Source organism: Veillonella intestinalis, from assembly GCF_943193155.1.
In the GTDB taxonomy this organism is placed as follows: domain Bacteria; phylum Bacillota; class Negativicutes; order Veillonellales; family Veillonellaceae; genus Veillonella_A; species Veillonella_A intestinalis.
In genome coordinates this window covers 201,397-212,966 of the sequence record NZ_CALPDB010000005.1, presented here as the reverse complement: position 1 = coordinate 212,966, position 11,570 = coordinate 201,397, and the positions used below count along the sequence as shown (strand labels likewise).

At 40.3% G+C, this 11,570-nt stretch carries 8 protein-coding genes and 3 tRNA genes; 10 read left to right on the top strand and 1 reads right to left on the bottom strand.

Annotated features, from left to right (window positions below; translation table 11 throughout):
• Window positions 1-23 precede the first annotated feature (23 nt).
• The 5 genes from NFR44_RS07530 (at window position 24) to NFR44_RS07510 (ending at window position 3,474) form a co-directional block, all read left to right on the top strand.
• Window positions 24-1,280, top strand: a complete 1,257-nt coding sequence (locus NFR44_RS07530) for a Glu/Leu/Phe/Val family dehydrogenase (RefSeq protein WP_251443072.1) — start codon at window positions 24-26, stop codon at window positions 1,278-1,280.
• Between the two features lie 260 nt (window positions 1,281-1,540).
• Window positions 1,541-1,616, top strand: a tRNA-Asn gene (locus tag NFR44_RS07525).
• Between the two features lie 2 nt (window positions 1,617-1,618).
• A tRNA-Glu gene (locus NFR44_RS07520) sits at window positions 1,619-1,693 on the top strand.
• A gap of 4 nt (window positions 1,694-1,697) precedes the next feature.
• Window positions 1,698-1,773, top strand: a tRNA-Val gene (locus NFR44_RS07515).
• A gap of 141 nt (window positions 1,774-1,914) precedes the next feature.
• Window positions 1,915-3,474, top strand: a complete 1,560-nt coding sequence (locus NFR44_RS07510; protein ID WP_251443069.1) for an LPO_1073/Vpar_1526 family protein — start codon at window positions 1,915-1,917, stop codon at window positions 3,472-3,474.
• Window positions 3,475-3,548: 74 nt separating this feature from the next.
• Here the strand turns inward: NFR44_RS07510 and NFR44_RS07505 are convergent, their stop codons facing one another.
• Window positions 3,549-4,265 (bottom strand): Crp/Fnr family transcriptional regulator, encoded by a 717-nt coding sequence (locus tag NFR44_RS07505; RefSeq protein WP_251443066.1) that lies wholly within the window; start codon window positions 4,263-4,265, stop codon window positions 3,549-3,551.
• A gap of 214 nt (window positions 4,266-4,479) precedes the next feature.
• On the opposite strand from NFR44_RS07505, the gene hcp reads away from it, so the two are divergent.
• The 5 genes from hcp (at window position 4,480) to NFR44_RS07480 (ending at window position 11,560) form a co-directional block, all read left to right on the top strand.
• Window positions 4,480-6,051 (top strand): hydroxylamine reductase, encoded by a 1,572-nt coding sequence (gene hcp / locus NFR44_RS07500; RefSeq protein WP_251443063.1) that lies wholly within the window; start codon window positions 4,480-4,482, stop codon window positions 6,049-6,051.
• 357 nt (window positions 6,052-6,408) lie between these two features.
• Window positions 6,409-7,089, top strand: coding sequence for an L-serine ammonia-lyase, iron-sulfur-dependent subunit beta (gene sdaAB, locus NFR44_RS07495; protein ID WP_251443060.1), 681 nt, complete (start codon window positions 6,409-6,411; stop codon window positions 7,087-7,089).
• Entirely contained in the window at window positions 7,086-7,958 is an 873-nt protein-coding gene (gene sdaAA / locus NFR44_RS07490) for an L-serine ammonia-lyase, iron-sulfur-dependent, subunit alpha (protein ID WP_251443057.1), read from the top strand. The genes sdaAB and sdaAA overlap by 4 nt, the downstream gene beginning before the upstream one ends.
• A gap of 158 nt (window positions 7,959-8,116) precedes the next feature.
• Window positions 8,117-9,589, top strand: a complete 1,473-nt coding sequence (locus tag NFR44_RS07485) for a CCA tRNA nucleotidyltransferase (protein ID WP_251443285.1) — start codon at window positions 8,117-8,119, stop codon at window positions 9,587-9,589.
• Window positions 9,590-9,646: 57 nt separating this feature from the next.
• On the top strand, window positions 9,647-11,560 hold the full coding sequence (locus tag NFR44_RS07480) for a PASTA domain-containing penicillin-binding protein (RefSeq protein WP_251443282.1): 1,914 nt from the start codon (window positions 9,647-9,649) through the stop codon (window positions 11,558-11,560).
• Window positions 11,561-11,570 lie beyond the last annotated feature (10 nt).

Below are 11,570 nucleotides of genomic sequence, written 5' to 3'. Positions count from 1 at the left end.
ATACGCAATAAGGAGAAACGATTATGGCAAATTATAATCCCTACGAAAACATGCTTAACACACTTGACGAAGCGGCTCAAAAACTTGGTTTAGAGCGCAACGATTATGAAGTAATTCGTCATCCAGAACGTGAATTGCAAGTAGCGATTCCAGTTCAAATGGATGATGGTCATGTTGAAGTATTTAGTGGCTATCGTACTCAACACAGCACGATTATGGGTGCTGCTAAAGGTGGTATTCGTTTCCATCCTGATTCTGATGAAAATGAAGTTCGCGCTTTGGCTGCTTGGATGACAATTAAAAACTCCATTGCTCACCTTCCTTATGGCGGTGGTAAAGGCGGTATTAAAGTTGATCCTAAGAAATTAAGTCAACGTGAATTAGAACGCTTAACTCGTGGCTTTGTACGTAAAATCGCTCCAATTATTGGTGTAGATACTGACGTGCCAGCTCCAGACGTAAATACTAACCCACAAATTATGGCTTGGATTGTTGATGAATTCTCCACACTTAAAGGCGTATGGTCTCCAGGTGTTGTAACTGGTAAACCATTAGCTGTTGGTGGTTCCTTAGGCCGTAATGAAGCAACTGGTCGTGGTTGTATGTTTACTTTGAAGAGCTATCTTGAAAAGAATGGCAAAAAAATGTCCGATGTGACAATTGCTGTTCAAGGTTTTGGTAACGTAGGTAGTGTTGGTGCTTTATTGATGCATCGTGAAGGGGCTAAAGTAGTAGCTATTGGTGACGTTCATGGTTCCATTTACAATGAAAATGGTATTGACGTTGAAAAAGCTTACGAATATGCTAATGCCCATGGCCGTTCCTTAGAAGGTTATGAAGAACCAGGCATGAAACGCATTCCAAATCCAGAGTTATTATTATTAGAAGTAGATGTTTTATATCTTGCTGCCTTAGAAAACCAAATTAATGGCAGCAACATGAAAGAAGTTAAAGCTAAAGCTATCTTAGAAGGTGCTAATGGCCCTACAACTAATGAAGCTGACTTATACTTCTTTGAAAAAGGCATTGATATTATCCCTGACGTATTAGCTAATGGTGGTGGCGTAGTTACTTCCTATTACGAATGGGTTCAAAATAAAGCTGGTTTCTATTGGGACGAAGAAGAAGTAAATACTCGTCTTGAAAAGAATATGAAAATGAGCTTTGAAGAAGTGTGGGCTATGCAACAAGAATATAAAGTATATCCTCGTTTAGCAGCTTACATGGTAGCTTTAAAACGTTTAGTTGATGCTAGCAAACTTCGTGGGTTCAACGGTTAATAATTGTTTATTATGTACAGCTCAGTACATACATGATAACGCTAAGTATAACTGTCTATCTTCAGCCTAATGAATAGAGGCTCTTATAATGAAATAAAATTAGAAGTATACTGTGCGCGACAGCGGCTAGGAAAGTGATGCCTAGCCGCTTTTTATGTGTATTTTTCTATAGATTGAGATTCTTTTGAGAAAAAGTGAAAAATATATAAAAAAGTACTTGCATTTAATTTGATTTTAGTATAGAATATCTCTTGTACCATTCCTCGATAGCTCAGTCGGTAGAGCAATCGGCTGTTAACCGATCGGTCGTAGGTTCGAGTCCTACTCGGGGAGCCAGTGGCCCGTTGGTCAAGCGGTTAAGACACCGCCCTTTCACGGCGGTATCGGGGGTTCGATTCCCCCACGGGTCACCAATATGGACGATTAGCTCAGCTGGGAGAGCGCCTGCCTTACAAGCAGGATGTCGGCAGTTCGATCCTGTCATCGTCCACCACATTGGCGAGTTCGCAATAGCGAGCTCGCTTTTTTATTTTATTATGTAACTTCATTGGCTAATGAGCTAAGATGTGGTAACATAAAAGAATAAATATATAGCTATTATGGATAAGTAAAATAGATTGGCAGGAGGAATAAGATGTCTGCATATATACCGTACTTAGTTGTATTAGGTGTGATTTTAGTATTCTTTTTAGTATGCTATTTAGTATTTCGTGATGGTGATACATCGGAAGCTACGCTTGATACAAGTTCAGATTCGGTTGTAAATACCGATTATTATGCGCGGAAACGGCGCGATCATGGAGCGGAGTATTATCGAGAAGAACAGAAGGCGAATGATTCGCTAGCGCAAACTGGCGAGCAAGATATGGCGACTACATTTGTACCTTTATCTAAAGAACATGTAGGTAGTGAATTTGAAACGGCTATGGAGAACACTCCTGCTGCCAGCCTTAGTAATGATTTTGGCATCACTGAAGGGGATAGTCGTCTAGGGGATGACATTGTATCTGATTTAGACATGACTAAGCCTATGCTTAAAATCCCTACAGAACCAAGTGCGAGCAGTGAAGCGGATTTAGAGTTAACACGGCGTATTCAACGGATTATGCCTGCCAGTGTTGAAGGGGCGGAAGCAGCTAATGATGCTACTCGTATTATTCCGATAGTACGTGAACCTTTGACAAAAGAAGAAACGACTAATTTAGAGACTGCCCAGGATATGAAGGAGCCAGGCTTAACAGATTTAATTGCTTTAGGGACGAGTCATTTTATGAGTTCCTTTGGTGCGATTAATATAAGTACTAAAGAACAAGTATTAGATATTACAACGACTGCTTTGGAACGGTTAGGCATTACTGAAAGTGGTGAGTTGCAGGCTTTATTGGAAAATATCGTAGTGCAAGAAGCATTGCTTTGTATGCAAAAAGCATATGCTACCACCCCTACTAGCTGGATGAAAGAAACGGCTATTGAAGCGTTTATTGATGTAGTGCAAGAACCTAAATCTAGCACGCCGTATTTGGTGGCGTTTGATGCATTGCGTATTTTGCCACATTTACAGTTAGGTCATTTCCAGATTATGGCGCTAGCCTTGTTGTTGCAATATTCTCGTAATTCAAATAACTACAGCTTAGAGCATTTACAGCATTATGTAGATAAATATATTGAGCCATTTTTGTCTGAATTGCCACGCGAAGAATCTATGTATCGTCAGTTGGATTACTTGCGTTGCTCAACGCAAGAGTCAGAGCGCAATACGTTCTGGGATATAATGGTACACTCCTATCCTTTAGTGTTTGCTTATGCCGGTTTTGATAAGGATGAATTATCACGAGCTTTACGAGGCCATGCATTAGATGGTCGTTATGTAGTGAAGAGTATAAATTCTCCATTATTAAAATTAGCCGTTGTTGATGAAGGCTTGGCACCACGTTATTTCAAAATGGCACATATTGATAATCCTGAAATTCAACAACATGTATTAGGCTTAGCTATGAGCAAGCCTGTTAACTTTACACAAGCGGATCGTAAGCTAGTATTGGAAAATATTTCGCCTGTATTACCTAAAGTGGCAGACATTTATGATGCTATGCCATTGAGCCATACAAGCCTTACCTTGTTGGGGCTTTACTTAGGTCGTGCACATGTAAAAGTGACAATTGGTGAGGAGTTTGACTTATCACCTTGGTTTTAGATATTAATGTAAAAGAGGACTTCTGTTAGAAAGAAGTCCTCTTTTTTTGTGGCTCAGTTTAGATTGGATTAGGGTTAAAAGCTATATTCGCTAATAGCTGTTAAATCTAAGAGTTTTACTTTTTTGCCCTCAAATTCTATGATACTTTCATCTTGTAAACGACCTAATTCTCGGCTTAGTGAAGTACGGGATACATTGAGTACATCAGCCATTTCTTGGCGATTGTGCGGCAAAGTAATAGGGTTTTGCTTTTGACGACGATATAAATCATCGAAGTAGGCGTAAATGCGCTCCCGCATACCTTTTAAGGATAAGTAGTGAACTTTGCGGGTAAGGGCCAATGCTTTTTCCGACATATCGTGAAGTAAATTTGTTAGTATTTGTTTTTGACAGGTATCGCAATGGTTGAAAGAATTAGTAAAGGCTGATTTTGGTAAAAATAAAACTTCACTATCTTTAGTAGTTTGGATAGTAGCGGGCCAATTGGGCATATCGGTGAAGAGTAAAGCTTCGCCAAACATAGCCGAAGGGGTCAGTTCTGTCATAATGGTGCGTTGGCCGAGAACATTTTCGCGAGTTAAATGAGCGCGCCCTGATAGTAATAGGCCCATGCCTTCCATAGGTTCACCAGCAATGGCGATAAAACTATTTTTTTTAAAAGATTTAATAGTCAGATCGGGCGAGCTTAGAAATAAACGTAATTGATCTTCTCCAATATTGCGAAATAAGGCGCTACTACTTAGGGTGTTTAAATATAGGGAAATGGTGTTATTAGATAATCCGATACTCATAGAAGCCTCCTTTAAGATAAAATTTTTGTAAATGTTGCCATAGCTACAGTTTTTTCTTTTTCAGTATACTATAATTTACACATAGTCACAAATAAACAACTTGCTTCAGGTGACATTTGGTTTGATGATATAGCAAGTGATTTATATTTTTTTTACTTTCTTACGAGTGCTAAGAAAGTGTCGTATCGGGTGAGTCCCGAAGAAGGAGGCTAATATGAGTATGTTTTGTTTCCAGTGTGAACAGTCTGCAAATCCAGGTGGTTGTACAGTACAAGGCGTATGTGGTAAAACAGCGCCAGTAGCGAACAAACAGGATGAATTAACATCCGCTTTGATTGGTTTAGCACGTGCTTGTGATGCAAAAGGCGCATCTGCTAAAGAATATCAATTATTAAAACAAGGCTTGTTCATGTGTGTAACAAACGTTAACTTTGACGAAGAACGTGTACAAGAGTTCATTAATCGTGTAGAAGCCGCTCGTACTGCTATTGATGCAAGTGCTCAAGATTTTGATTGGGAAGCTCTTTGGGTGGGCGAAGAAGATATCATTTCCTTACGTTCTACGTTACTCCTTGGTATGCGCGGTATGGCAGCTTATGCTTGGCATGCATCTGTATTAGGTTATGATGATGCTGAAGTAGATGCTTGGTTCGTAAAAGGTCTTGTAGAATTTGCTAAAGATCACAGTGCTGATGAATGGTTAGCATTATTGATGGAATTTGGTCATGTGAACTTGAAATGTATGGCCCTTCTTGATTCTGCTAATACAGAAAGCTATGGTACACCAGTACCTACAAAAGTGCCTTTGACAGTAGAACCAGGTCCTTTCATCGTAGTAACTGGTCATGACTTACATGATCTTAAAATGCTATTAGAACAATCTGAAGGTAAAGGCGTTAATATTTATACTCATGGTGAAATGTTACCTTGCCATGCATATCCTGAACTTAAAAAATATGCACACTTAAAAGGTAACTTTGGTACAGCTTGGCAAAACCAACAGAACGAATTTGATGGCGTACCAGGTGCGTTCTTATTCACTACTAACTGCTTAATGCCACCTCGTAAAACGTATGAAGACAATATTTTCACTACAGACATGGTTGGTTTCCCAGGTCTTAAACATGTAGATGCTAATGAAGATGGCACTAAAGACTTCACAGCTGTTATTGAAAAAGCATTAGAACTTGGCGGTTATACAGAAGCACAAGAGTTTACTGGTATTAATGGTGGTCATGAAGTAACAACTGGTTTCGGTCATGGTACAGTTCTTAGCATCGCTGATAAAGTGATTGATGCTGTTAAAGCGGGCGCTATTAAACACTTCTTCTTAGTAGGTGGTTGTGATGGTGCTAAAGTAGGTCGTAACTACTATACTGAATTTGTAAAACAAACACCAAAAGATACCGTAGTTCTTACATTAGCTTGTGGTAAATATCGTTTCAACGACCTTGAAATTGGTGAAATCGGCGGCATTCCTCGTATGTTAGATATGGGCCAATGTAATGATGCTTACTCTGCTATCCAAGTAGCCGTAGCTTTAGCTGGTGCTTTTGAATGTGATGTAAATGATCTTCCATTGACTTTAGTATTGTCTTGGTACGAACAAAAAGCGGTATGTATCTTGTTAACCTTATTAGCTTTAGGTATCCGCAACATCTATATTGGACCTACTTTACCTAAATTCTTATCCAGCAATGTATTGGGTATTTTGGTTGAAAAATTCCAATTACATCCAATTACTACACCAGAAGCTGATATGAAAGCTATTTTAGGTAATAATTAATTATTGGTTTTGTTACAATACGATACATGATATTGTAGTCCGTTAGTTTACTAAAGGATAACAAAAACAAATATAAACAAAGTAACTCCCTCGTTAGAGGGGGTTATTTTTGTATTTTGTATAGAAAAAATCAACTTATATGTCAATAATAAACATCTTAGAGTGGCTAATAATAAAGCAATTTAAAAGAAATTGAGAAACTGATGAATTGTATATGCATAAAAAGTATAGAAATGTCTATCCTATAAAAACAATCTGTGGTATAATGTAAAGCAAGGTAAGCCGTGGCTTTGTGATATATACTATAGAAGAAGAAGCCTTGTGACGGCGTGAAAACGTTTCCTGTAGGAGGACATAATGAGCAGTGTTTTTGAGATTATCGGACCAGTGATGATTGGTCCATCCAGTTCGCACACCGCCGGAGCTGCGCGATTGGGCAAAATGGCGCGTTATATTTTTAAGGAACATATTGAGCGCGTAGATTTAACATTATTTGGATCCTTTGCTAAAACTTATAAAGGGCATGGCACAGATCGTGCTTTGGTTGGTGGTTTATTGGGCTTTGATGCGGAAGATGAACGTATTCGTGATGCCTTCAAAGCAGCGGCTAAGGGGAATTTACAATATCAATTTATTGAATCCTCCGAAGAAGGGGGCCATCCTAACGAAGTTCGTTTTGATTTATATGGTAAAAATGATTATCATATGTCAATTGTAGGGCGTTCTTTAGGGGGCGGCCGTATTTTAGTGACTAATGTAAACGCGTTAGACGTAGAAATTTCAGGTGAAGATTACACAATTTTGACATTCCATCATGATTGTCCTGGGGTTATTGCTGCCGTAACTAGCTTATTAGGTCGCGCTGATGTTAATATTTCGACTATGAAAGTATTCCGTAAACGTAAGCACTGTGAAGCGGTTATGTTGATCAATACAGACTCGCCAGTAGAGGCAAGTGTAATGAATGAAATTCAGAAGAATAAAGATATTTCTTCGGTTATGTATTTTGAACCATTAGAGAAGGCGGTGACAGAATGAGTTACTTATATGATACCTTGGCAGATTTGATGCACCTTAGTGAAACTCATGAGTTGCCTGTTTGGGAAATTGTAATTCGTGCTGAAATGGAATCGACTGGTGAAACTCGTGAAGCCATCGAAGGGGAAGCACTTCGTCGTGTACAAATTTTTAAAGATTCAGTAGTGAATGGTGTAGAAGACCGCAAACGTACTATGAGTGGTATGTCTGGTGGTCAAGCTCATGTTTTATTAGAGCATACACCTCGCTTATTAAGTCCTGTTGCTTATAAAGCGTTAACCTATGCCATCGCGGTTAATGAAGCGAATGCTAAAATGTTCCGGGTAGTAGCTTGTCCTACAGCTGGTTCTTGTGGTGTTATGCCAGGTTGTATGTGCGCAGTAGGTGAAGAATTTGAAATGGACGATGCGGCCTTCTTGCGTGGTTTCTTTACCGGCGCTGGTATTGGCAATGTTATTACGAATCAAGCTTGTGTAGCTGGTGCAGTTGGTGGTTGTCAGGCAGAAGTTGGTTCAGCGGCAGCAATGGCAGCTGGTGCTATTGTAGCTATGCTTGAAGGGACTACTAAGCAGGTAATGAATGCTGTTGCTTTATGCCTAAAAAATGTACTCGGTCTTGTATGTGATCCGGTGGCGGGTCTCGTAGAAGTGCCTTGTGTAAAACGAAATGGCGTATATGCGGTGCATGCCTTCAGTGCTGCTGAAATGGCTATGGCTGGTTTGATTAGTCAGATTCCAGTAGATGAGGTTATTGAAGCGATGAATCGAATTGGTCGTGCCTTACCAAGTTCACTTCGTGAAACTAGTGAAGGTGGTTTAGCTACTACTGAGACTGGTCGTCGTATTGCTGCTCAGTTACAAGATATGTAAATCAATGCATCTTTGCAAGGAAACTTGTGAAGATGCATTTTTTATATGAGGAATTGGTATTGATATGAGGGTAATTTGTGTTTAATTACTAGATTGAAAAGGGTGAATTTAGCAAGGGTCTATGCTATAATAAAATGATATGAGAGAGGTGAGTAATGATGAAATGGTTTACACGGTCAAAGACTATATTAAAACCGTCAGGGCCTATTTGGATTGGTGCTGAAAAAATTTTAGATACTTTGACAAGCGCTGGCTTTGAGGCCTATGTCATAGGCGGGGCTGTTCGTGATTTATTGCTTCATCAAGATCCTCATGATTATGATATTGTTACACAGGCTAAGCCTGATGAGATTATGGCTATTATGAAACAAGCCGGCTATACCACCACGGGCCTTATCGGTAAATCTTTTGGGGTTGTAGTGGTCACGGTGCCGGAAGGTTCTTATGAGGTAGCTACCTATCGGACTGAACGATATGGGGCAGATAGTCATAGACCAGAAGAAGTTAGTTATGCAGACTCTTTGGCTGAAGATGTAAAACGGCGTGATTTCACGGTCAATGGGTTAGCTATGAGTCGCACTGGAGAAGTGATTGACTTAGTAGGTGGTTTAAAAGATTTAAAGAAACGCACGTTGCGAACCATTGGCGATGCTAAAGAACGTTTTCAGGAAGATGCTCTTCGTTTATTTAGGGCTTGTCGCTTTGTAGGGAAATTAGATTTTTTACCTCATCGTTCACTGTTGGAGGGCATGGCGCCTAGTTTTGAACGGGTAAAGGGTTTGTCTTTAGAACGAGTGAGACAGGAATTAGATGCTTTACTCGTGACGCCGGCGGTGGCAAAAGGTTTGGATGTTTTGGTCCAGTCTGGATTAGCTGATTGTACTTGCCGCGTGTTAGAAGAAGGCGTTTATCGAGAAGTCCCTGTTTTACCTGAGTTGCGCCATTTAGTAGGCTTACCGCAACAGCCTGAATTTCATGCCTATGACGGTTGGGTGCATACGCTGGCGGTGGTGCAGGCCACTAGGGCTGATTTAACCTTGCGGTGGGCGGCCTTGCTTCATGATGTAGCTAAAGGCGAAGAGGGCATTCGGGGCTTTAATAAAGGGCGAATTACTGATCGCGGTCATGACAAGGCTGGGGCGGCTATGGCAGAAATAATTTTAAGCCGTTTGCAGTATCCTAAAGCCTTAGTTAATCGCGTGGCGTGGCTTGTAAGTAGCCATATGCGGTTCCATTATTTTGTGAATAACGAAGAAGCGGATCCTTGGAAATGGATGCGTAAAGAAGCGCAGAGTGGCTCGTTTCGTAAAAGTAGTGAGCTAAAAGAAGCGGTGCTTCAAATGGCCGAAGTTTGTGCTGCTGATGTTATTGGCTGTGGTCGACCTAATAGTAGTACGGCGGGAACACTGGCTTTTGGTGACTGTTTAGCTCATATTACAGAATCCATGCCTATTCATACTCGTGATTTAGCGTATGGTCCTGAGTTACCTGCTTTGTTAGGTAATCAAACAGGTACAATTTTGCAAGAATTATTAGTTCAAGTGCGCAGTGGTCAAGTGGCGAATGAGCCAGCTGCTTTATTGGCAGCAGCTGAACGTAAATTGGCACGGAAAGCACATAAGGAGTTATAACGATTTATGATTAAAGGTGAAGAAAAAATAGCCTTTCGTGATAATATATCTAAACTTATGGCCTTTGTGTTTTTGGCCATCATCGTATTAGTGGGCCGTTTGATTTGGCTACAAGTTATTGACAAGACAACCTTGGACACTAAGAATTTAGATCAAGTAGAAACAAGTCGCAAATTACAATCCCCACGAGGGACAATTTATGATCGCAATGGGAGTCCCCTAGCTATGAGTATGGTCACTCGTTCATTATATGCGGACCCTAAAATGATTAAAAAGTCTCCTGAGGAGATTGCCGCTCTTATCGTGCCATATACGCGCATTAAGGAAGAGGAAATTGTAAAACGTTTGAAAGAGGATACAGCCTTTATTTGGTTGGATCGTATGATGGACCCTGATAAATCGAAAGCCTTGGCTAAGGTTATGAAGGAGAATGAGTTAGAGGGGCTCAACTTTGTAGAGGAAAGTCGTCGCTTTTATCCTAATGGTAATTTGTTAGCGCAAGTATTAGGCTTTGTAGGAACTGATGATAAAGGCCTTGATGGTCTTGAAATGGCTAAAGATGATATTATCCGTGGTGGGATTACTAAAGAATTAGTTGCCACTGACCAGCATGGTAATGCTATTTTTGGTTCTGTATTATCTAAGTTTTTACCAGAAAAAGAACGGAGTATTACCTTAACCATTGATATAACGGTGCAGTTTATTGCAGAACGAGCTCTTGATAAAGTAATGGCAGAGTCTAAGCCGAATGGTGCTAGCATTATTATTATGGACCCGAAAACGGGTGAGATTTTAGCTATGGCTAATCGACCAACTTATGATCCGAATCATTATGAAAAAGGCAATGAAAACTCTTTCAAAAATCGGGCGGTTATTGATATGTATGAACCAGGTTCAACTTTTAAGCCGTTGACGGCTTCGGCTGCTTTAGCTTCTGGTAAATGGACTGTTGATACGGTATACAATGACACTGGTAGTATTAATGTAAGTGGGCATACCATTCAAAACTGGAATGGCGAAGGGTATGGCAATGTAAAATTACTAGAGATTTTGAAATACTCCATTAATACAGGCATGGCGCAATTGGGGATTAATACGGGCAAAGAAGTCATGATGGAATACTTGAAGGGTTATGGCTTTGGCAAAAGAACGGGCATTGAATTGCCTGGTGAAGCAGAAGGTCAGTTGATTCCTGAAAAAGATATTTCGCAATTAGATTTAGCGACTATGGCCTTTGGACAAAGTGTGGCAGTAACGCCATTACAGATGGTACAAGCCTTTGGTGCCATTGCCAATGGTGGTAAAATGATGATGCCTCATATTATTAAGAGTATTAACAATCCAGATGGTAGCCCTGTAGAAACGGAACAGATTAAAGAAGTAGGACAACCTATTCCTGAAACAGTGGCGAAAACAATTTTAGATATGCTTGAAAAAGAAGTATCAGAAGGCGGCGGTAATAAAGCATCGGTAGATGGCTACCATTTTGCGGGGAAAACAGGTACTGCACAGAAACTTGATGCTGAACATGGGGGCTATTTGGATGGCCGTTATATTGCATCGTTTATTGGTGTAGGTCCTGTCGAAGATCCTCGATTTGTGGCGCTCATTGTTATTGATGACCCAAATGGAGTGTATTATGGTGGGCAAATTGCAGCCCCTGTTTTTAAAGACATTATGAGCCAGTTAGTACGATACTTCCAATTGTCTCCATCGGTGACGAAGGAAAAGGATTTACAAGGTGTGGCTGCAGGGGAAAGACCTACAAAACCAGTGGTATCCAAAACAGATGATGGCACGGTTATAATGACTGATTTTACAGGTTGGACAACTGGTGAAGTAAGGGATTGGCTCCATGAAGCAGGCTTGCAATTTGTACCTGATGGGACTGGCTATGCGATTAGCCAAGATGAACCAGCTGGTGCTGAAGTTCCTATAGGTGAGGCAGTAACTGTATATTTTAAACGTTAAGGAGGAAATG

Coding starts and splice junctions, on each gene's coding strand:
- NFR44_RS07530 (WP_251443072.1), top strand. CDS start 24: ATGGCAAATTATAATCCCTACGAAAACATGCTTAACACACTTGACGAA.
- NFR44_RS07510 (WP_251443069.1), top strand. CDS start 1,915: ATGTCTGCATATATACCGTACTTAGTTGTATTAGGTGTGATTTTAGTA.
- NFR44_RS07505 (WP_251443066.1), bottom strand. CDS start 4,265: ATGAGTATCGGATTATCTAATAACACCATTTCCCTATATTTAAACACC.
- hcp (WP_251443063.1), top strand. CDS start 4,480: ATGAGTATGTTTTGTTTCCAGTGTGAACAGTCTGCAAATCCAGGTGGT.
- sdaAB (WP_251443060.1), top strand. CDS start 6,409: ATGAGCAGTGTTTTTGAGATTATCGGACCAGTGATGATTGGTCCATCC.
- sdaAA (WP_251443057.1), top strand. CDS start 7,086: ATGAGTTACTTATATGATACCTTGGCAGATTTGATGCACCTTAGTGAA.
- NFR44_RS07485 (WP_251443285.1), top strand. CDS start 8,117: ATGAAATGGTTTACACGGTCAAAGACTATATTAAAACCGTCAGGGCCT.
- NFR44_RS07480 (WP_251443282.1), top strand. CDS start 9,647: ATGGCCTTTGTGTTTTTGGCCATCATCGTATTAGTGGGCCGTTTGATT.